At 44.1% G+C, this 21,283-nt stretch carries 18 protein-coding genes, 8 tRNA genes and 1 riboswitch; of the genes, 7 read left to right on the forward strand and 19 right to left on the reverse strand.

Translation table 11 applies throughout. The features are described from left to right. Nucleotides 1-356 precede the first annotated feature (356 nt). The 3 genes from AC6RV6_RS16890 (at nucleotide 357) to AC6RV6_RS16900 (ending at nucleotide 4,168) form a co-directional block, all read left to right on the forward strand. Nucleotides 357-1,454, forward strand: coding sequence for a leucine-rich repeat domain-containing protein (locus AC6RV6_RS16890; protein WP_500242057.1), 1,098 nt, complete (start codon nucleotides 357-359; stop codon nucleotides 1,452-1,454). Nucleotides 1,455-1,540: 86 nt separating this feature from the next. Further along, nucleotides 1,541-3,289, forward strand: coding sequence for a COR domain-containing protein (locus AC6RV6_RS16895; RefSeq protein ID WP_500242080.1), 1,749 nt, complete (start codon nucleotides 1,541-1,543; stop codon nucleotides 3,287-3,289). 315 nt (nucleotides 3,290-3,604) lie between these two features. Then, the gene (locus AC6RV6_RS16900; protein ID WP_500242058.1) at nucleotides 3,605-4,168 is read left to right on the forward strand and encodes a Uma2 family endonuclease; all 564 of its coding nucleotides are present in this window, start codon (nucleotides 3,605-3,607) and stop codon (nucleotides 4,166-4,168) included. Between the two features lie 6 nt (nucleotides 4,169-4,174). Here AC6RV6_RS16900 and glcD read toward each other — a convergent pair whose 3' ends face one another. After that, nucleotides 4,175-5,656: a glycolate oxidase subunit GlcD gene (gene glcD, locus AC6RV6_RS16905; protein ID WP_500242081.1), complete on the reverse strand. Its 1,482-nt coding sequence runs from the start codon at nucleotides 5,654-5,656 to the stop codon at nucleotides 4,175-4,177. A gap of 233 nt (nucleotides 5,657-5,889) precedes the next feature. Here glcD and AC6RV6_RS16910 point away from each other — a divergent pair, with 233 nt between their 5' ends. Further along, a complete protein-coding gene (locus AC6RV6_RS16910) occupies nucleotides 5,890-8,256 on the forward strand; it encodes an NACHT domain-containing protein (protein ID WP_500242059.1) in 2,367 nt (788 codons plus the stop codon). Between the two features lie 22 nt (nucleotides 8,257-8,278). On the opposite strand, the gene AC6RV6_RS16915 is transcribed toward AC6RV6_RS16910, so the two are convergent. From AC6RV6_RS16915 to AC6RV6_RS16930, 4 genes are all read right to left on the reverse strand, one after another. Next, complete coding sequence (locus AC6RV6_RS16915) at nucleotides 8,279-8,560, reverse strand: DUF3593 domain-containing protein (RefSeq protein ID WP_500242060.1); 282 nt, start codon at nucleotides 8,558-8,560, stop codon at nucleotides 8,279-8,281. Between the two features lie 11 nt (nucleotides 8,561-8,571). Continuing rightward, the gene (locus tag AC6RV6_RS16920; protein WP_500242061.1) at nucleotides 8,572-8,886 is read right to left on the reverse strand and encodes a DUF2499 domain-containing protein; all 315 of its coding nucleotides are present in this window, start codon (nucleotides 8,884-8,886) and stop codon (nucleotides 8,572-8,574) included. A 98-nt stretch (nucleotides 8,887-8,984) separates the two neighbouring features. Next, nucleotides 8,985-9,689 (reverse strand): ribose-5-phosphate isomerase RpiA, encoded by a 705-nt coding sequence (rpiA, locus tag AC6RV6_RS16925; RefSeq protein WP_500242062.1) that lies wholly within the window; start codon nucleotides 9,687-9,689, stop codon nucleotides 8,985-8,987. Nucleotides 9,690-9,915: 226 nt separating this feature from the next. After that, complete coding sequence (locus AC6RV6_RS16930; RefSeq protein WP_500242063.1) at nucleotides 9,916-10,386, reverse strand: RNA recognition motif domain-containing protein; 471 nt, start codon at nucleotides 10,384-10,386, stop codon at nucleotides 9,916-9,918. 579 nt (nucleotides 10,387-10,965) lie between these two features. Between AC6RV6_RS16930 and AC6RV6_RS16935 the strand changes: the two genes are divergently transcribed. Together AC6RV6_RS16935 and AC6RV6_RS16940 are read left to right on the forward strand one after the other, a co-directional pair. Next, nucleotides 10,966-11,154 (forward strand): NblA/ycf18 family protein, encoded by a 189-nt coding sequence (locus AC6RV6_RS16935; RefSeq protein ID WP_500242064.1) that lies wholly within the window; start codon nucleotides 10,966-10,968, stop codon nucleotides 11,152-11,154. Between the two features lie 294 nt (nucleotides 11,155-11,448). Beyond that, nucleotides 11,449-12,327: a universal stress protein gene (locus AC6RV6_RS16940; RefSeq protein ID WP_500242065.1), complete on the forward strand. Its 879-nt coding sequence runs from the start codon at nucleotides 11,449-11,451 to the stop codon at nucleotides 12,325-12,327. Between the two features lie 12 nt (nucleotides 12,328-12,339). On the opposite strand, the gene AC6RV6_RS16945 is transcribed toward AC6RV6_RS16940, so the two are convergent. The 4 genes from AC6RV6_RS16945 to AC6RV6_RS16960 form a co-directional block, all read right to left on the reverse strand. Then, nucleotides 12,340-13,845, reverse strand: coding sequence for a serine/threonine-protein kinase (locus AC6RV6_RS16945; protein WP_500242066.1), 1,506 nt, complete (start codon nucleotides 13,843-13,845; stop codon nucleotides 12,340-12,342). A gap of 113 nt (nucleotides 13,846-13,958) precedes the next feature. Further along, complete coding sequence (locus tag AC6RV6_RS16950; protein ID WP_500242067.1) at nucleotides 13,959-14,417, reverse strand: hypothetical protein; 459 nt, start codon at nucleotides 14,415-14,417, stop codon at nucleotides 13,959-13,961. 25 nt (nucleotides 14,418-14,442) lie between these two features. Next, nucleotides 14,443-15,591: an anhydro-N-acetylmuramic acid kinase gene (locus AC6RV6_RS16955; protein WP_500242068.1), complete on the reverse strand. Its 1,149-nt coding sequence runs from the start codon at nucleotides 15,589-15,591 to the stop codon at nucleotides 14,443-14,445. A gap of 148 nt (nucleotides 15,592-15,739) precedes the next feature. Next, nucleotides 15,740-17,812 carry a DNA phosphorothioation-associated putative methyltransferase gene (locus tag AC6RV6_RS16960; protein ID WP_500242069.1) on the reverse strand — a complete coding sequence of 691 codons (2,073 nt, stop codon included), beginning with the start codon at nucleotides 17,810-17,812 and terminating at the stop codon, nucleotides 15,740-15,742. Between the two features lie 172 nt (nucleotides 17,813-17,984). Between AC6RV6_RS16960 and AC6RV6_RS16965 the strand changes: the two genes are divergently transcribed. Then, nucleotides 17,985-18,227, forward strand: coding sequence for a helix-turn-helix domain-containing protein (locus tag AC6RV6_RS16965; protein WP_500242082.1), 243 nt, complete (start codon nucleotides 17,985-17,987; stop codon nucleotides 18,225-18,227). Here the strand turns inward: AC6RV6_RS16965 and AC6RV6_RS16970 are convergent. The 10 genes from AC6RV6_RS16970 to AC6RV6_RS17015 all read right to left on the reverse strand — a co-directional run bounded on the left by AC6RV6_RS16970 (nucleotide 18,180) and on the right by AC6RV6_RS17015 (nucleotide 21,282). Further along, nucleotides 18,180-18,254: transfer RNA gene (locus AC6RV6_RS16970), tRNA-Arg, on the reverse strand. The genes AC6RV6_RS16965 and AC6RV6_RS16970 overlap by 48 nt on opposite strands. A 6-nt stretch (nucleotides 18,255-18,260) precedes the next feature. After that, nucleotides 18,261-18,346, reverse strand: a tRNA-Tyr gene (locus tag AC6RV6_RS16975). A 29-nt stretch (nucleotides 18,347-18,375) separates the two neighbouring features. Further along, nucleotides 18,376-18,483: transfer RNA gene (locus AC6RV6_RS16980), tRNA-Ser, on the reverse strand. A 41-nt stretch (nucleotides 18,484-18,524) separates the two neighbouring features. Beyond that, a tRNA-Glu gene (locus AC6RV6_RS16985) sits at nucleotides 18,525-18,598 on the reverse strand. Nucleotides 18,599-18,604: 6 nt separating this feature from the next. Further along, nucleotides 18,605-18,676: transfer RNA gene (locus AC6RV6_RS16990), tRNA-Ile, on the reverse strand. A gap of 4 nt (nucleotides 18,677-18,680) precedes the next feature. Beyond that, nucleotides 18,681-18,756, reverse strand: a tRNA-Cys gene (locus tag AC6RV6_RS16995). Between the two features lie 4 nt (nucleotides 18,757-18,760). Further along, nucleotides 18,761-18,835, reverse strand: a tRNA-Glu gene (locus AC6RV6_RS17000). A 32-nt stretch (nucleotides 18,836-18,867) separates the two neighbouring features. Beyond that, nucleotides 18,868-18,940, reverse strand: a tRNA-Asp gene (locus tag AC6RV6_RS17005). A gap of 423 nt (nucleotides 18,941-19,363) precedes the next feature. Then, nucleotides 19,364-19,531 (reverse strand): DUF4278 domain-containing protein, encoded by a 168-nt coding sequence (locus AC6RV6_RS17010; protein WP_500242070.1) that lies wholly within the window; start codon nucleotides 19,529-19,531, stop codon nucleotides 19,364-19,366. A gap of 37 nt (nucleotides 19,532-19,568) precedes the next feature. Next, nucleotides 19,569-19,627, reverse strand: a riboswitch (Glutamine riboswitch). A 113-nt stretch (nucleotides 19,628-19,740) separates the two neighbouring features. Then, nucleotides 19,741-21,282 carry a site-2 protease family protein gene (locus tag AC6RV6_RS17015; RefSeq protein ID WP_500242071.1) on the reverse strand — a complete coding sequence of 514 codons (1,542 nt, stop codon included), beginning with the start codon at nucleotides 21,280-21,282 and terminating at the stop codon, nucleotides 19,741-19,743. Between the last annotated feature and the right edge of the window lies 1 nt (nucleotide 21,283).

Below are 21,283 nucleotides of genomic sequence, written 5' to 3' on the forward strand. Positions count from 1 at the left end.
TCCCTAAACTCAGTCAGGATATGATATTTAGCGATCGCAAACTAACAGGAACTCAAAAATTTCTCGTTTTTGCAAAAGCCTTGTTATATGGAGGTTTCAGAATTTGCTCTAGCGAAAGTGACAAAAGAGGGATATATTCACGCGATACGGCTCTGCGACGCTTACGCGAACACCTCAAACCTCGTAGGGGCGTAGCATGCTACGCCCCTACAGCAAAGGTAGGAAATACTTCGTGAATAATGCAGATTTGGTATCAAAGCGAATCTTTATCCTGAAGGCTGAGGGTAAGGATTGACGATTCTCACCGTGTCGATGCTATAACGGAGAGAATGGCAAAGTAGTAAAAAAGAATTAGTATGACACCGGATGAGGCATACCGCGAAGCAGAGCGACGGATTGAAGCAGCACGACAGGAAGGAGCAATAAAACTCGATCTCGGCGAGATGGGACTGACGGAATTGCCAGAAGCGATCGGTCAACTTGTCAAACTGCAAGAGCTTACCCTCGACAACAACCCACTGGCGACTCTCCCGGAATTCCTCGGCAATCTCACTCAACTGCAAACACTTTCCCTCGACAATAACCAACTGGCGATCCTCCCGGAATTTCTCGGTAATCTCACTCAATTGCAATGGCTTTACCTCGACAACAACCAATTGGCGACCCTCCCGGAATTCCTCGGCAATCTCACTCAACTGCAATGGCTTTCCCTCGACAACAACCAACTGGCGACTCTCCCTAAATTTCTCGACAACCTCACTCAACTGCGATGGCTTTACCTTGACAACAACCAATTGGCGACTCTCCCGGAATTCCTCGGTAATCTCACTCAACTGCAATGGCTTTATCTCGACAACAACCAATTGGCAACCCTCCCGGAATTCCTCGGTAATCTCACTCAACTGCAAACGCTTTTCCTCTACAACAACCCTTTAAATCCCGAACTGGCTGCCGTATACGAGCAAGGACTGGAAGAGGTTCAGAAATATCTGCGAGCGAAAGCTGAAGGTAAAATTGTCTTAAATGAAGCCAAACTCATCTTAGTGGGAGAAGGAGCAGTTGGTAAAAGCTGCTTATTAGGGGCATTGCGCGGCGATCCGTGGATTGAAGATCGTCCCACCACCCACGGCATCGAAATCAAACCCGTAAACTGCACCAACCCAGACACCAAAACAGAAATTACCCTCAACGCTTGGGACTTTGGCGGTATCGCTCTACCTGTCAACTCTTCTTCAGTCCCGCCGCCATCTATCTCGTCATCTGGAAACCCCGAGAAGGTCCGCAACAGGGCTTTGTCAAAGAATGGATTACCCTCATCAAACGGCGAGAACCCGATGCCAAAATCCTCGTTATCGCTACTCACGGCGGTCCCAACCAACGCCAACCGGACATCGATCGCCAAGAACTCATCGATCGCTTTGGCAAAGATACCGTTCTCGGCTTCTGCGTCATAGACAGCAAACCCGATCGCAAAACCCAATGTAGAGGCATTCAGGAACTCAGAACCCAGATCGCCACCATCGCCGCCACCCTCCCCGGGATGGGGCGCACCATCCCCGCCAAATGGTATCGCGTTCTCGAAGCCCTGAGAGCCACCAACGCACCGTATTTAGCCTATAACGACGTGCTGGCCATTTGCAGAGAACAAGGCGTAGAAGGCTTTCTCGCGGAACTGTGCCTGCGGGTTTATCACACCTTGGGGAATATCATTCACTATCACTACGATCCCCTCCTCAAAGATATCGTCATCCTCAAACCCGACTGGCTGGCTAAAGCGATTAGTTTCGTTCTCGACGACCCAGAAACCCGCAACAATAAAGGCTTAGTGGAACACGACTATCTGAGCCAAATCTGGTCAAATCCCCCCTATAAAGGCGAAACAGGCTATCCGCGAGACCTGCATCCCATCTTCCTCCGTTTAATGGAACGTTTCGATATTTCCTATCGGGTCGTCTTGGATAAAGTCTCTCAAGCCGAAAGTACCACCAGCCTTATCGCCCAACTCGTCCCCGACAATCGCCCTAATTCCCTACCTTGGGACCGGGAACTCGCAACAGTCGAAAGCCAACAAGTTCAGATTTGTCGCATCGTAGACGATCGCGGACAACTTGCCAACGCCGAGGGACTGTTTTATCAACTCATCGTCCGTCTCCATAAATACTCCCTCGGACGCGACGACTACTATCAAAGCGTTCACTGGCAACGGGGCTTAATTCTCGATAACGATTACAATGGTCGCGCCTTCCTCGAGCATATCGATACCAATATCAAAATTACCGTTCGCGCCGTCGATCCCAAAGGGTTTCTCTACGAACTCACCCAAGAAGTAAAATCATTAGTCGAGCATTTTTGGGAAGGACTGCGATGCGAAATTGTCGTTCCTTGTATCGAACCCTGCGGCAAAAATACCCCCGGTTTGGGGCTGTTTGAAGTGAAAAAACTCGTTCAAAGCAAACTCAAAGGACGACCCGAATATCCTTGTAGCGTTTCCGGCTGCGACACTTGGCACAATATTGACTTGCTCATGCGAAATGCCCCTACCGCAACCCCGCAGCCCATCCAAGGCGAACATATCCTCGCTGAAATGAAACAAATTCGCCAAGATATTCGCATCGTCGATCGCCGCAACCAAGTTCAATTCCAAGCCTTAAACCAAGGACAAAAAGCCATATTGAGCCAAGTCGATCGCCAATTTTCCTATCTCATGCAAGCATTCATCGATGAAGCCAAAGAAGGTCCTCGCTTATTTAGTTTCAAACCCGTCGAAACTGGCTTTTTCGATCCCCCCAAATGGATAAGCGCCAAATTTCAACTTACCCTCTGGTGCGAACATTCCCGCAAACCCCTCCCCGCACTGAACCCAGATAACCCCAAAGCGGGAGTTTATACCCTCGAACTTTCCCGCGAATGGTTCGCCAAAGCCGCCCCCTACCTCAAATTCATGATCGCCACCCTCGGATTGATCGCCCCCGTCGCCAACTCCGCCAGCAAAATACTTTTAGACGATCGCGCCTACGAAGATATCGAAAAAGAACTTAAATTAGCCCAACAAACGATCGTTTCCTCCACTAAAGGAGGCAATATGGCGATCGAGTGGCTGGAGAAAAATGATGTTAGCGATCGCGCCGATCTCCAACACGGGGAAGCCATCCGCGCCCAAGGTGCCTTACTGCGGCAACTGCAAGTTATTATCAAAGAAAAAGATCCCGGTTTTGGCGGTCTCGTAAAAGTACAGAATAAGCGCCGCGAATTTCTCTGGATACATCCTCAATTTATCAATGAATATTGATTTGTATTATTATGGATGTTAAGAAAATAAATCGGTAATTGAATCCTCGCTCTCATTGTCGATCCGCCAGGGATTGAAAATCCCTGTCTCATACGAAAAATCCATTAAAATGGATTGAAGAATTTGCAAAATCACCTACAATCAATGAATTTAGTCCTCTTCAGAGGACTTCTCATATGAGACGGGGAATTGTATTCCCCGGCGGATCGACAATGAAAGCATAAATGCAATTACCATCATAATTTTTGAGCTTTCACAATGCCAGTTCCATAAAAACGATCGGAAATTGTAAAAATCTTTCAACCCACAAAAACTATGAGCCAAACGATTGAGAAAATTCGCTGGACGAGTCGCGATTTAGAAGGACTACCCGAAAATGAATGGGTACATTATGAAATTATTGACGGAGAGCTTTTCATGACGCGATCGCCCCACCGACGACACCAACAAATTAACGGCAAGATTTTCCGACAACTGGATACTTGGTCTGAGTCGAGTAACCTAGGAGAAGCGATTATCATGCCCGGTATCATCTTTTCCGATGCCGATAATGTTTCTCCTGATGTCGTTTGGGTTAGCACTGACAGACTCGCAGAAATTGAAGACGAAGCCGGGCATTTAACAGGTGCGCCCGAGTTGGTCGTTGAAGTCATTTCCCCCGGACGGCAAAACGAACGACGCGATCGCGAAGTAAAATTAAAACTCTACTCCATTCAAGGCGTAAGAGAATATTGGATCGCCAATCGTTTTACTCAACAAGTAGAAATTTATCGCCGCGAAAACGCACAATTGAGATTAACCGCCACATTGTTAGCCGAAGATACAATAACTTCCCCGCTTTTACCCGGATTTTCTTGCGCGATCGCCACTTTCTTTTAAAATCCTTTAAAACAATTCGGCCCCCTTAATTTGTGCCGACTGTTGCAAATTTGCCCGTTCTCCACAGGCACGAGGCGTAGGAAATAGCTTCCCCGGATTCGCCAAACCTTTCGGGTTAAATGCCTCGCGAACATATTGCATAGTTTCCAAATCCGTTTCATTAAACATTCGCGGCATATAACAATTTTTATCGGCTCCGATGCCATGTTCTCCAGACAAACTTCCCCCCGCTTCCACGCACAAAGCGAGAATTTCTTCCCCGACTTTCTCCACTTCCTCAAATGCTCCCGATTCGGCCCCATTATAAAGAATCAAAGGATGTAAATTACCATCCCCCGCATGAAAAACATTCGCAATTTGATAACCCGATCGCTCGCTTAAGGCTTCAATTTCCCGCAACACCTTTGCCAATTGCGTGCGAGGAACCACCCCATCCTGTACAAAATAATTGGGACTCATTTTCCCCGCCGCCGCAAATGCCGCTTTCCGTCCTTTCCAGAGTTTGAGACGCGTTTCAGCATCAGTAGCCATGGTAATTTCCCGCGCTCCATTTTTCTTGCAAATTGCAGCGACGCGCTGAATATTCCCCTGTACTTCTACTTCTAATCCATCCAATTCAACCAATAAAATTGCCCCCGCATCTCGGGGATAACAATTGGCAGCTACCACATCTTCTACCGCATTAATACTGAGATTGTCCATCATCTCCATTCCCGCCGGAATTACCCCTGCGCCGATAATCTCCGTTACTGCAACGCCAGCCGCCTCAACCGTGGCAAAATCCGCCAAAAGAACGCAAATTGATTCGGGAGTTTTGAGGATTTTTAAGGTAATTTCCGTAGCAATACCCAAAGTTCCCTCAGAGCCGACAAAAACCCCTGTTAAATCGTACCCCGGCATCTCCGGAACTGGCCCGCCAATCTTCACAATTGACCCATCCGCCGTCACAATTTTTAACCCTAAAATGTGATTAGTGGTGACACCATATTTGAGACAATGAACTCCCCCAGAATTTTCCGCTACATTACCCCCAATCGAACAAATAATCTGACTCGAGGGATCTGGAGCATAGTAAAAACCCGCACCGCTTACCGCCTGCGTTACCCAATTGTTAATCACCCCCGGCTGCACGATCGCTTGACGATTTTCCCAATCAATGGCGAGAATGCGCTTCATTTTTGCCGTGACGATAACAACGCCATTAGCAATGGGTAACGCCCCTCCTGATAGCCCTGTCCCCGACCCCCGAGCCACCCAAGGCAGATCGTAGCGATCGCACAATTTCACCGCTTCTGCGACCTCTTCCGTTGTCTTGGGAAGTACCACGAGAGCAGGACGTTGACGATAGGCGGCCAACCCATCGCACTCGTAAGTTAAGAGTTCTTCCTTGCGCCGCACGACACTGCCTTTACCGATCGCCTTCTCAAATTCTCGAGCGATCGAGCGCCATTGATTTTTTGTTTCGGGGAGATTATTTTTTACAACCATGTGCCGTAGGTCACTCAAAACGATTCTTCTATTGTGGCAAAAATAGGGATAGGGTGAAACTACTCGGATATTTTTCGCGATTGTTCCTATTTTGGCGCGATCGCACTGCCGTTGTTTTTTCGTTTCTAGCTTCCCAGACCAAACCTTCACGATTGAAGGTTGTACAATTTATTGGCAGCGAAAGTTAAAAACTCGCGATCTAGTCCCACCTAGATCGACTTCAAGGCACGAATATGGCAGAACGGGCAGAGCAATTGCTGAAAGTGTCCACAAAAGGCATTGAGAAGGCTAAATCAGCTTGGCTGACTTCAGCCAGTAAAATTCTTGATTCTCATGGATTGCAATTTTCCCTCGCTAGCATTCATAGTTTTCTTCAAGGTCAGCCCCTCGAGCGCGAAGATTTTGAACAAATTTGTGTTGTTTTAGGGTTAGATTGGCAAGACGTTGCCGAATTACCGCCGATTTCTGAAGATATTGTACTGGATTCTCTCCCCGAACAAGCCCTAGAACCCGGTATTAGCACGATGATTCCTCTCGCAAGAAAGAGGGCATCCCATAAAATGCTCGATATCTATCGTCGAGTGCAATTGATAACACATCAATGGATACCTGTAGAAAAATTTGAATTTGATGTTTATCGCGTGGATAAGATCCCTCGCGATGTTTATTTGAATTTACCCACTTTCTTGAAGATTTGCGATCGCTCTCAAGATTTTGAACGGTTTGGCTTGGGCTATCGCATGGAAAAAATGACAGCCATAAAAGCCGCAACCGATTATACAAAACTGGTTATTCTCGGGAATTCTGGAGTTGGGAAAACAGTATTTTTACAATCTCTAATCATTGCTTGCTCTCGGGGAAAGTTTCAAAAAAATTATATTCCTATTTTCTTGGAATTACATAAATTACCCGATCTAACCAAGAAAATTATTGAATATATTGATGATATTTTAGAATTTAATAATTGCTTGCAAACGGAAAAACTACTCAATTATGGACAATTTTTAATTATATTCGATGGAATGGATGAAGTTGCTTATGAAAACAGACGCGATCTTCAGTATCAACTCCGTGCATTTACTCAGAACTATTATAAAAATCGCTTTATTTTGGCCTGTCGGACGCAAATTACAGATTATACTTTTCCGACATTCACTTATGTTGAAATTTCCGAACTCAGTCAAGAGCAAGTCAAACAATCGGTTCAAGTTTGTTTTCAATATGTAGCTAATTCTCGCTCTCGAGGCAAAAAAATAGCCAATCAATTCTTACTCGATTTAGAAATCTCAAAAAACAAGAAAATCTTAGAGATTTCTACCAATCCTATCTGGTTGAATTTAATGCGATCTATTTTCTATGAGGATCGGAAATTTCCTTTACAACCTTTTGACTTATACGAACGAGGGTTGAAATTGATTTTTCAACTTGAAGATTTTGATAAGAATGATGAGTCTAATTCAATTTATCAAGAATTCGCTCCCGAACAAAAACTAGATCTGTTGTGTTACTTAGGTGTTTTAACTTTTACAAAAAAGGAATTATTTTGCGATCGCGATCGCCTTTGTCATTATATTGCTCGCTACTTTTTTGATTCTCTTTCTCGTAACAATAAAAAAGAACGAGAAATCTTACTACAAGAAAGTAAAAAGATTTTAAGTACCATTGAAATACAACATCATATTATTGTTGAGAAAACACAAAAATACTATGGTTTTTCTCATCTTGGCTTGCAGGAATATCTCATTGGACGATTTCTTTTAAAGAGTTTTGAACCCGATCGCTTAGAAAAAAGTTTGGCTCGCTTCGATCGCTTAACATGGAAAGATCTTTTTATTCTTGCTGTGGGAAGTATGGAATATGTCGATGATTTTCTCCTGAAAATGAAACAGAGAATGGATTGCATTATTTCCGAAGACAAGAAACTACAAATTTTTCTTTCGTGGGTTCATCAAAAAGCAATTTTTGTCCAAGCACCCTATAAAGCTGCTTCAGTTCGTGCTTTTTACTTTTCTCAAGCAATTAATCCCATGTTCGATCCAAAATTATCTCATCCTCTTGATTTTTCTCATGCGGTAAATCGCGGTTTAAAAGTCTCCATTCACGATCGCTCTCTCGCTTGTAATTTAGATCGAGATTTAGATTATGCGTTTAATCATCAAACTATTGTTGAACTAGCACCGGATTTTATTATCGATTTAATTCTCGATTCTTTATTGGTGACATATGCCCACGATCTGGATTTATTTCTCACTTTTACAGAGGATCGTAATATAGAAATTGGTAGCGATCTCAAACGTGCATTAGAAAGATTCCACGAACAACTTCCCGATATCGATCGCGATCGCATTCACTATCAAAAATGGTGGAAAGAAAATGGCGAAATTTGGACGAGAAATTTAAGGCTGGCAATTATCGAACACCGCAATATTGGTTATGATTGGCAATTCAGTCCCGAACAAAAGGAGATTCTCAAACAATATTATGATTCTATCAAATTACTGGTAGAGTGTATGTATAGCACGCCCAATATTAGCGATGAAACCATCCAAGAGATCGAAGAAACTCTCCTCTTACCTGTCGCGGAAATTGAAAAACGATGATATTTTAATTGGTAATAAGTTATTACTCGCCGTTCACTGCCTTGTGGAAACCAATGACGACTAAAATATTAGAAAGGGTTAAAAAGAACTCTGCACTTCCATGCAGCCAATCTAGATCGGCTAGAGGAATATGATGAACTGTTTTAGCATAAATTCCGGCAGGAATGGTAATGGCAACAAAGATTAATAGGACATAAAAGCCAATTAAGGCTAAACGAGGTGCTTTTCGCGATCGCGTTAAAAACCACAAGAATCCTAAATAAGGAAAGAGAGATAGGGCAAATAATGTATTAGTAGAAAACATTGGATTTAAAGCTAATTTGAGTCTAATTTCGATCGCCGAGACGATCGCCATAGTCCCCATGCAGCCAAACACAAGGTACTATTTCCCAAAACCGTTGTCGCAGCTTGTAACGTTACCAACCATTCTAGGGATTCGACGTTCTCGAAAAAGTGCCACGTACAAGCACACATCGCACTGACTAATGCAGGTAACATAGCGAGGGCAAACCATTTCCAAGTGCGATCGCCTTGAATTTCGCCATAGCGCCAAATCAACCAAATGGCAACAACCCACTCAATCACACTAGAAATATGAACGATCCACGTCGGGATGGAAAGAGAGTTCATAAAATTTTTCGTCGTCCTTGAAAATTGGCTAATTTTTTTAAAGCGCAACAAAAAGCTCATTTACTGTTGCGCTGAATATCTCAGAAAAAGTGGAAAAATTACATCTCGCGAACAATCGGTTTACCGTCTTGAATTTCCCCTACCAAAACCACATCGACACAATTTACAAATAACCCGTTTTCTAAAACTCCCGGAATATTATTAATTGTCTGTTCTAAACTAACAGGATCTTCAAGAGAGGTAAATTTCACATCAACAACTAAATTTCCCTGATCCGTCACGACCGGACCAGCCTTTTTCACTCCCATTCGTAACTGAGGTGTGCCTCCTAATCCTGCCAATGCTCGCATTGCTGGGGCGATCGCCATGGGAATCACTTCTACTGGTAACAGGAAACTCGACCCCAATTTATCGACTAATTTACCCTCATCAACGACAACAATAAAGGTTTCTGCGAGATAATCCACCACTTTTTCTCGTGTATGTGCCGCACCTCCTCCTTTAATGAGATTTTTCTGAGGATCGACTTCATCTGCTCCATCAATGGCGATATCGATGCGATCGCACGCATCCAAAGTTGTCAAAGGAATACCGTATTCTTTGGCCAAAACTTCAGCTTGAAAGGACGTGGGGATGCCAACAATATCTTTAAGTTCCCCAGATTTAAGACGATCTCCGATAAATTGAATCGCATAAGCCGTTGTCGAACCCGTTCCCAGTCCCACGATTTGCCCAGAAGTCACGCGAGATGCTGCCGCTTTGCCGACTTCTTGTTTCATTACTTTAACTGGATCTATCGTCATGATTTCTTACTCCTAAATGTAATAATTTTGTTCGCACAAAAAATTTATCATCACATGAAATGGATGCGACGATTTAAGTTTGTTATTTAAACAAGGAATTAACAATTATAGATTGATACAAACAATCAACCTTTAATCATTGCTAAGCGATCGCTCAAGAGTGACATCACGCTCTTGACAGTAATTCAGATCGGTTATGAAAATATCAGCGATCGAAACAAATGTATTATGAGTTAGTTGTTTGAGCCGCTAACATTTCCTTGAGCTTTGATAATTCTGTCGCCCAACGGGGATCGGGTTGTACAGAATCGCTATTGCTGCCGTGAGAACTACCGCGCTTAGACTTACTGCTAGTGTTGCGTTTGTTGCCAGCAGGAGCAGGAGTTGGTGTTTTCGCTTCCTTATTACCCTCTTCATTGGGTTCTTGTTCTTTCTCAGATTTTTTCGCTCGGGGTAAAGCCTTCTCAATTTTCAGAGGACTTTCCATAAACGTCTGGCCGTTATGCTTTTCAATCAACACATCGGCCGCTTCATCCGTCGAAACCGTCACAAAAGCAAACCCTCGACATTTTCCTGTTTTGCGATCTTTGATCACCTTAGTCGATATTGTCCCTTCAATATCAGAAAAAATATCGTGTAAGGCTTGACGGTCTACGGGTTCTTTGGGTAAATTCCCAACATAAAGGCGAATAGACATAAAAAATCTCTCCAAATTTGAGGAAATCTAAAAGTAAGTTGGGGTGTTGACGATTTTATTTCACGCAAACCAAAGCTGTACTGTAGACAACAACATAAGACAACATCAGACAACATATTGTAGATAATATGAGGACAAAACTCCAAAACTCTATCAATATCAGTTGTTTCTTTCATCTCTTGGCGTTAGGACAAACCTATAAATTCACCCCGACTCTTATTATTACAGAATGTTTACACAATTCGTCAATCAATTCAATTATCGGCGATCGCTTATTAATTATCAATGCAACAATCCTTAAAAAATAGCATAAGTTAATACTTCTTTCCTTTCGACTCCCTTTTTTTTGTTCGCTTCGAGCAGTCTCCTCCCAATTGCCTTGATATAACGTTGCTATTAAAGAGCGATCGCGTCCCTTTTGTCAAGAGATGAGGATTCTCTCAGTAGAATGGTATAAAGCAATACTGGGCATTTTTGTCAAATCAATGTTATATTTCTTTATATAAGCAGGAACGCATTTCGCGTTCGCTGCTTAAAATCGTCAAGTTCGTCGTCAAGTTCGTTGTTTGGAGTATAACCATGTCACAACCCGTCGAATTGTCCTTGGAACAGAAATTCAACATTCGCTCTTTTGAGATGCAAGTCCAAAAGATGAGCCGCGAGCAGGCACAAGAATTTTTAATCAAGCTCTACCAGCAGATGCTAGCGCGGGAAAATATGTATAAGGAGTTCATTAAGCACGAGTGGGGTCTTGCGCCAATGGATTAAGCGCGATCGCCTCTCAACCTCAAATAATAAAGTCAACCCGGAGCGCCTCTTTCTCGGGCCGAGTCCCTCGGGTAGGGAAACAGCAAGGGATTGCGGGTAGAGCTTCTTTCTAAAAAAAGGCAAAGCAATCATACATTTTTATTAAAAATGCAGAGCAACTATATATTTCTGAACTATAGTTTGTTTGGGTAGAATGTCGGTTGTGAAGCTCATCCGGCTATCTTGGAGAAGTTTTCCTCGCAAAACCATCACCCAACCACCAACTGCCAACAACAAAATCTTATTCTTTTTCCTATGTTTCAGAATTGTTTAATTTGTACAGATTTCTCGGATGGTTTACATCGTTTGATCGGATTCGTTCCCAGTCTTGCAGCAGGAGGACTCAAACGGATCGTTTTTTCTCATAGCGTTCCCATTCGTGAGGAAGGATCGATTCCTAAAATCGACAAAGACAAAGTAAAGGAAGCCGAGGCTCAACTTGCGCCTTGTTTGGTTGGCGTACCACCAGAAGTTGAAGTTAAAATCGAAGTCCCCATCGGACGACCGAAGGATACTATCCCGAAATTGGTTGAAGAATACGAAATTGACGTTATTTTTACGGGGATGCCAACTCGAAATGCCCTGCAAGAGACACTTTTTGGCAGTACGACCCAAGAAATGGCCAAAGTGACGGACATTCCGTTAATGATTCTTCGTCCTCAGTTAATTTCTACCTATACTCGCGAAGAACTACAATTGCGTTGCCAGCATTTATGGCGCTATTTGCTGATCCCTTATAACGATGGCAAGACCGCAAAATATTTGATCGAAGAAGTCAAAAGTTATGTCAGCAAAAACCTCCCGGCCGGCCCCAAAAAATGTATGCTTTTGTGGGTTGTGAATGAAGGAGTACGTCGAGGACTTCCTGAGGATTATCATCTCAAAGAAGCCGAGCAAAAGCTCGAAACCGTCAAGGCTGATTTAGAAACCGTGGGCTTGGAAGTCAATATTGAAGTTCGTGCCGGCAATCCCCTACACGAGATATTGGATGCAGCCTTAACCTTTGATATTAGCGCGATCGCTACTTCCCATCTTTCTCGCAGCGCCCTACTCGAATTCACCGCCCCCAGTTTTGCCAATGAAATTCTCCGTCATAGTTGGTTTCCCGTGCTTTTCTTCTCCCCCAAACAGTAAATTGATAACTGTTCACTGCTCACTGGAAGGATATTGAGTTTGTACGGCTTCGAGTTTCATTAAAATTTTGGGTTTTAACTTCTCGAATTCTTGTCGGAGTAAATTTTTACTCATGGCGGCCTGACCCGCATCGCGCAGTCCTTTGCTGGTGTCCGCCCAATTGAGCAAGCGCTTGCATTGTTCGGGATCGATAGTGGAGAGCATAACGTGCTGACACTGGGAGAAATTTTCTAAGGCAAAAAAGAGCATCCGATAACTGCCCGATGTCCCCAGCAAGCGCGTTGTATTTTGACCCATTGCAGTTTTGAGATCCAGATAACAAGGCAGCCAACGGGGACCGTGCTGAGGATTGTATAATACCGTGATCCATAACAGCATGGGGTGGGGAATTGTGGAAAACAGAAATTGATTATAACGGGTACTCAAACGACGATTAAAAATGTCTTGCTGTTCGATCGCGATCCAAAGAGTTGAAATAACGCCTTTAGGAGTGCGAACCAAACGAGGAAATACAATTTTTTGCTTCGGCATCTTTGGCGGCCAAGTCATTTGCAAGCACAAGTCTTCGAGGGAAGATTCCGTCGGTGTGGGTTCGTCGGATTTGGTCTCCTTGTCGATGGAAATTGGCTCGCGATCGCGATTATCGCGTTCGGCAAGAGGTTGAATCACCTTGAGGATTTCCCCCATATCCCTCGGGCGATCGTCGGGCTTTTTTGCCAGACATTGAGCAATCAACTTTTCTAATTCCGGAGGAATCTTGAGTTCGGGTTTGAGAGGTAGAGGTTTAAAATCGTGGTGCGCCTTGTACCAACCGCCAAAAGAGTTATTTTCCGGTAATAGGGGCATTTCATTGGCCAGCATCTCGTACATCATCACCCCTAAACTGTAAATATCAGAGCGATTATCTAATTCTTTTCCCTCCATTTGTTCTGGGGAACAATAGGCCAGCGTTCCCATAAACGAATGGGTTTGCTCGCGATTTTCTTCAATCAGCTTGGCAATACCAAAATCGAGGATTTTCACCAATTCTCCCAAGGTAGAATCTTCAATGACCAGAATATTGCTGGGTTTGATGTCGCGATGAATGATTTTATTTTTTTCCCCTTTAAAAATAATGCCTTCATGGGCGCATTGCAGGCCGAGACAAGTTTGGCGCATTACCTTTAAGAAGCGAGATAAGGGTAGCGATCGCTTGCGAATCAGGTCGCTGAGGCTTTCTCCTTCGAGAAATTCCATCACGTAATAGGGGACTTCTTGGGCATCAACGCCGTAATCTCGAACTCGGACGATGTGAATGGTTTTTTCTGCCAATAGGGCGCAGATCGTCGCTTCTCGTTCAAAGCGATCGCGCATTCTTTTATTGAGTAGGGTTTGGGCGAGAAACTTCACCGCCACCGTTACCCCCCCGAGCAAGGTATCTTCTGCACGGTAAACTCTTCCCATCGCCCCTTTACCAGCGAGTTCGATGAGATGATAGCGATTGGCCAATACGCGGTCTGTATAGGGATCTTGTGGCATAATCGGAAACTTCTCCAATCCTGTCGGGGAGGAGATCGGTTAATGCAACTGTTAACGAGAAGCTAACAAATTAACGAATAACCAATAACCTATAACGAATAACAATTAACAATTTACGATGTTGTTTGGATGCGTTCCAAAGTGGCTTCCATAATTGTGGTCAAAGAATGACCCGTGAGAATTCCGCTAGAAAAACGATAAGTATTATCGTCCAGTCGGTAAAGCGTTTCAAAGCCACTCTGTCGCTGGCGTTCGTCATCGCTAATGACCATATAACGCTGAACAATCGATTCGGGTGCGATCCAGCCTTCTCCTTCGACCCGACGCAATAAACTGTGTTGGAGTGCGAAATTATACTGACGCTCTCCCGATTCCAGACGACCCCGATATTGTAAGGAAATGGCTGCGCGATCGCTTTGGGGAAATTCCAATTTTGTTACCCATGTAAACCAATTTTGCTGTCCCCAAGCGACGATGGTTCTTCCTTTAACGGTAACGGGTAGATTGTTTCTCTCTAACCAGTTCCCTTGCAGAATCCAACGTCCCTCCTCTAATAAAAAGGTATGAGCCACAATACCATCCTGTAGATATTCCTATCTAAGTATACCCCTCCGAGAAGAAAGGATGAATATCGCCGAGAGGCAAAGGTTGGCTTGCTCCGGTGACTTGAGGTAAATTTCCGGGGCGATCGCTGATGCGCCAATAGGCGAGAAGGGCAAAGGCGATCGCTTCTTTAAAGTCGGAGTTTACCCCCATCTCATCCACGGTGAGGACGGTTGCGGGGGAGAGATGTTGTGCCAAACGTTTCTTGAGATAGGCGTTACGACTGCCGCCGCCGCCTAACAGGACTTCGGCGGGGAAGTGGGGGAGAAAGTCGCGATAACTGCGGGCGACGGATGCGGCGGTGAGTTCGGTGAGGGTTGCCAGCCAATCTGCTTGGCTGAGGTCTTCTTCGGCATCGGCGAAACATTGCGCTAAATATTCTTTGCCAAAGAGTTCTCGTCCGGTGGATTTGGGGGGCAGAAGGTGGAAAAAGTCTTGTTGTAGCCAGCGTTCGACGAGTTCGTGATGGGGAGTCCCTTTCGCTGCCCAATCTCCATTGCGATCGTAGGTTTCTTGTCCGTCGGTGAAGCGTTCGACGGCTAGATCCATTAAAATGTTGGCGGGTCCGGTATCCCAGCCGATGATATCGTTCTCTCGTTGCAGGAGACGAGGGGGTAAGTAGGTGACATTACCGATACCGCCGAGGTTCTGGACGCAGCGATATTCTTTGGGATGGCTCAGAAGTGCCAGATCGAGGCGAGAAACGAGGGGGGCGCCGTGACCGCCGGCGGCAATATCGGCAACGCGGAAGTTGCTAACGGTGAGGGTTTTGGTAATGCGGGCAATGAGGTCGCCTCGTCCCAGTTGCAGAGTATAGCCGATCGCATTTTCAATGGGGGGACGGTGAAAGACAGTTTGGCCGTGGGAGCCGATGAGGGTGGCAGGAGGTTGGTTCTGTTGGATATCTAGGGCGGCGATCGCAAATTGTCTGGCGATCTTGTCGTCGAGTTCTGCCATTTCTTCCATCGAAATGCGATCGCCGCCACCAATGCCAAGGATGTGCGATCGCATTTCTTCGGGATAGGAATAGGTTTCTCCTGCCAGCAATTTGACGGTTACATCGAGGTCGTCTCCGGTAATTTCTGTCAGCACTGCATCGATTCCATCGACGGAGGTGCCGCTAATTAAGCCCACAACTATCATCGGTTATCTGCGATCGGTTATCAGTTCTTCATTATCGGCGATGAGGGGCGATCGGACAAATTGAGGGGAGAGAAGGCAAAAATAATAGAGGCGATCGCCTCAGCTTGAGATATGTTAGCAATCGAGTATCTGCGATCGCAGTTATAAATTATTTATTTGCTCCTTTTTTCCTTTTCCTCCTCGCCACTTCTGCGCGTAATGCTTTCAATTGATAAGGATCGACATTTTTGCGCCAATAGAGGCGATAATTTTTGAGAATAACGCAGCGATCGCGCAAATATTTCAACCAATCCTGACGCTTGCGAATTAAATTTCTCTCTTCTAATAGTCCCCAATCTCTTTCCTGTTGGCTTAAACGCGCCAACTTTTCATAATTGGGATAATCAGGTGTTATTAATTGCTCTTTTTCGTGGAGAATGAGAGGATTTTCGCGATCGCATTCCCAATAGTTCACCTCTAAATCTCGCAAATCGATTTGCATGGTCGTTTCTAACGCAGGATGAGGCTCTTTATCAAAATCGGGATAAAATAAATAGGAAATTTTTGGTGCATTGAGATGAAATTTAATAACTGTCACTGATTCTAAACGCCCGATCGTGCGACTGGCACAGCCTTCATAAAGACGCAATAAAGGATCGAGTTTTTCGAGAGCGCTAATATGGATGAGAAAAGAGTTTTTGTGTTTTTTCCCAACAAAACTCTCTTGACAAATATCGGCAATATTTTCTAAATCTCCGACAGTTAATAACATCATATCCGCCAACAAGCAAGCGTGTTTATAGCTTCCAAAAAGTGCTTTAAAATCCTCTTTCGCTTGTCGCGTCAATTCTCTTGCTTGCAATCTTTTCGTAAAATGAGTAAGAGCAAGATAAACTTTCATATCTTGACGGCGTTTTTCTGCGATCGCTTCCCATTCTTCTTCATCAGTCGCTTGTAAAATGAGTTTAAATGCTCGGCGATAAGTTCTAAATTCCTCTAAAATTGCCGTTTCCTCTGCTAATTCTCCCTTTACAGGCAATCGTCCTCGTTCGGTGACAAATGCCATTAAAGGTGCTAACATTTCCGCATAATCTTCAAACTTCCTGACCTTAAGCGTAATTCTCGGTGTTGTAGCTCGCGATCGGAAGCGAGATTCACGAAATATTTCCGCTTCAGTTTCGTCTCGAAAGACAAAATAAATCCCCAAAGCAACGGGAATGGAATCAACTTCTAAAACTTGGTCGATATAGGTTTTTAATTCTTCTTGTTCGTAATATTTTTGAAACGTATTGCGACGAGTAATAATGCCATCTTCGTAAGCCAGTTGACCGTCAATTTTATCGCGAATGAGAACTTGTGCGGCAACAATTAAAACTTTTTGAGTGATTTCCCATGCTTGAATTAAGGCTTCTCGTCGTTCTGCCAAATTTTCAATTACATTAATGATATAGCCTAAATTAACAATATCGGCAGAAATCAGAGACTCCTCGGGACGATAATAAGGATCCCATCCCGAACTTTGATAACCTTGTTCGGCGATCCGCTCGATATCTCCACCATAGCCACAACCATAATCGAAAAAAGTGGTTTCTGGGGTAAATAATTCGGCTTCTATTGCAGCACGAACGGGACGAGAAAGATGTTTGCGAACGATCGCGGCTTTATGGCGATCGATACGAGGGGTTAAATTATCGGGGGTGAGAACGAGATTATCTTTTTTTTGAATGATTTTATGTCCGCGAATATCTACACCCCTTCGATGTAATTTTTGCAACCATTCTCGCCGCGTACCAATAAATCCAGATTTATCTAATAATCCCAATCTTTCTTCAATGCGAGTGAGTTGAAAAAACTGTTCGTACAAGGGATAATCCAAGTTAACAAAGGTCTCTTTACGATGGAGAATGGGGGGATTTTCTGAGGTGCTGTAATCGCGATAATTTGCTGTTAAAGTATCGAGATTGACTTGGATGCTGGCGTGTAGGGTAGGATGGGGATCGGTGTCAAAATCGGGGTAGAATAAATAAGAAAGTTTGGGGTGTTCGGTATTAAATTTGACTAAAGTTGCCCCTTGAATTTGTTGGCTGGCTTGCCTGGCGTAATGTTCGTATTCTTGCAGGGTGCGATCGAGAGCGGAGAGGGCGCTAATATGAACGTAGAGAGCAGTGGGAAGGTGCTTCCCGATCGCACTGGTTTCACATTTTTGGACGATTTCGGTAAAGCGATCGCGATCGATTGCCATTCTCTTCTTCCTCGAGCTTTGAGATGGTACGAGAGGATTCCTCAATCAACTTTAGCAAGAGTGGGCAAGACAGGACACAAAATTAATGTTTATTTGCATTCGTGGTTTGGTGAACTCGGAAAGCGCATTTTTTTAATCCGACAAGTTCTTCTTGGGAAATGCGATCGGATAAATGGAGAGAGAAGGAGTCAAAAATAATAGAGGATGGAAAGATAGTGAAATAGCCAAGACTTTAGATATAAGTCCAAGAACAATTGAAAGAGTACGACAAAGACTTATAGAGGAAGGTTTAGAAAAAGCGATAAATCCACGTCCAAAGCTAGAATTAAAACTGCGAAAAATAGATGGAGAAACAGATTTGAGGTCACGAGAGCGGAGGGATTTGAACCCTCAAGTCTTCAGTTTCGTAGGCTGAGATGTTAATCCGTTACACCACGCTCTCACAATTTGGTGGGTCGGGCAGGATTCGCACCCGCACAGCACTAAGGCGGCAGTTTTACAGACTACTGTCTTCACTCATAGACAAGCCGACCCATTATTTTCGTCTTAGTTTGACGGAAAAGCGGAGAGGACAGGATTTGTTCGCGAAGCGTCTCCGAAGGATTTACCTGCAAGGGATTTCTCCCAACTTCTTTAGCCGAAAAGCGCTTTTACCATTCAGCCACCTCTCCTTAATTTCAGTTATCAACTCACTGGTGAGGTGATAACTGAATAGTGCCGACGGGATTTGAACCCGCGATCGCCTACTTGAAAGGCAGGTGGCTTAACCAATTTGCCTACGGCACTGAATAGTTGCAGCGACGGGAGTCGAACCCGTAATGACTTGGTTATGAGCCAAGGGCTTTACCATTAAGCTACGCTGCGGTTTTGGAGGCTAGGGCGAGACTTGAACTCGCAATTCCCGCTTTTGCAGAGCAGTGCCTTACCAGTTTGGCGACCCAGCCTCGAAAGTCCTGACGGGATTTGCACCCGCAATCTCCAGTTTGAGGGACTGATGGCTTAAGTGAATTCGCCTACAGGACTGGAAATGTGCAATCGCATCACTGCTTATCAAACGGGACTGACGAGACTCGAACCCGCGCTTTCCTATTAGACAGATAGGCGCTTTAGCCACTAAGCTACAATCCCAAGAAATTGATGAGCGATGCGACGCAATTCGCAAGGAGTGAAATGAGCAGTTATCTTTTGTAACACGCTAACGGATTACGGGTTAGCTGCTCGCCAGTACCACTATTTCAAACCCGAACAAAAATGTAATACAATATTTAGTTGTCAATGTTCATATAGCTTAGATATAAGGACTTTTGAGCCTTTCTCTCTCGCCACATCTCTATACTACAAAAATATTACAAACCTGTCAAGGGGGTGAAGAGAATTTTTTGTAGTGTCGAGTGACAAAGGAGTTGAAGCGATCGCCTCTACCGAACAATGGCAATAAATTTGAGGAATCACGATCGCGCAAAGAAAAACCCCTCCGTAAAAATTCGGAAGGGTTGCATTGGTGAAAAGCGAGATTTATACAAAAACTGACTTTATGCTTGGTTGCGTTGCTTAAGTAGAATGCACGCCGCGATAAGTCAAACCAGAATGAGATTTACTGGCTTTACGGTTGTTAGAATGCCATTTTGCGCCGCGATATGTACCGCTTGTTTGAGTTTCAACGCTATTTGCAGAAGTAGAATTGGTGTTGTAAGAAATGCCACGATAGGTGAATTTCATAGCTGTCGCCTCCTTGTTTCTTGTTGAAGTGGTTTGAGGCGCGTTCCTTCAGGAAACTTCCTTACTTCTGTCTCCTTAATTGCGGAGATGAACGATTTCTTTTTCTTTCTGTATCAACTATTACAGTTTTGCTTTGACTTGTCAAGAACGTTCTCAAAAAAATTTCTAGGTCTTGGTTTTTTTGGCGATCGCTTCCTCTTGATTAGATTTTAGCTGCCAATGCCTAACGTTCCCGCCAAACTTGCACTCAAAGGAATGAGGGTTGCCAGCATTAAAAATAGAGCTAATAAACCTAAACTCGCCCGAGTATCATCGGGTTCTGATAATTCATTCAGACTGGGACGCTCTAAATCTCGCTGTAAGAATAAAATCAAAATTCCCCAATATAAAGGAATGGGATTTCCCGGATTAAAAATTGCCACTAAACCCAAAATCACTAACGTTGCGATCGTGGTTCTGCGGGCAGTTTTTCGCCCATAAATGGCTTGAATGATTCGCCCGCCATCTAATTGTCCGGCGGGCATTAAATTTAAAGCATTAATAACTAATCCCAACCAACCAATAATCATTAAAGGATGAACATCAACAAGATTGGTTTCTAAATGAGAACCCAGGATTGCTTTTGCCAAAGTTCCGACAAGAATTGAGCCTTGTAAAAACTCGGTAGGAAGTTGAAAGAGGCTTCCGGGATGGGAAAGAACAAGACCGATAACTAGCAAAATAAACGAGACTAAACCCCCGATCGCAGGACCAGCTAAGGCGACATCAAAAAGTGCCGAACGATGGGGAATGAGGGATTCAAAACGAGTAATACTGCCAAAAGAACCAATTTGCCAACTGGGAATTAAATAGGGCAAACTCAGTCGGATATCGTGACGTTTGGCAGAGAACCAATGACCGAATTCGTGAGCCGCTAAAATAATCCACAATCCGATCGCGATCGGTAAAGCTTCGCTGTAACGTCCGAGTTGTTCAAACCAATCAAATCCCAATAATAATCCAGCAGCTTCTAAACTGGTGGCGATAGTGGCAACGAGCAAAACTAATGATAAATTTTTCTGAGCGAGAGTTGCAGGTTGGGGATCGTTGGTACGAGGAAGAATAATAACAACGGGTTTTCCTTCTGGACTTTCCACCAAAAAGAGGCGATATTTCTCTCCGAGTAAATGATTTAATTTTTCTGAAAGACTGCTATAAACTTTATCGGGTTCTCCGCGCAAGTTCCCTTTAAAAATCGCTCCTTCTTGATAAGAAATTGTTTCTGTTGAAAAGAATGTATCGAGGGCAAAAATTCCCTTGATTTTCTGTAAATCTTCAGCCGGAATGGGAAATATTTCTTCGGCTACATTCTGAACGGTTTCGTTATTGATAGTAGAAGGATCGCTAGTCTCGTCTGTTAATGAGGTTTCTGTTTTTGCTAAGCGCTCTTGTTTTTGTTCTCGGGCGAGACGTTGAGCGGCGCGATCGCGTAAAATTGCATCCTGTCCTTCCGATCGCAAGCGATTTCCTAAATAAATATAGACACCAGAAGAAGCGACAAAAAGAAAAATAATGCCAATAATATTGATATAAATTCCCAATGCGACTAAGCCAAAGAACAATAACCAAGGTACGACTAAAACTACAGATTGCAACCAAGCCAGAATTCCCAATTTTCCAAAGGGTTTGGCGCGATTATATCCCCAAACGAGAAAACCAAGAGCAACCAGTACGATCGCAACGGTTGGGATAAATTCTGAAGAAGTGGACATA

The sequence above is a fragment of the Spirulina sp. LEGE 11439 genome (genome assembly GCF_059821285.1).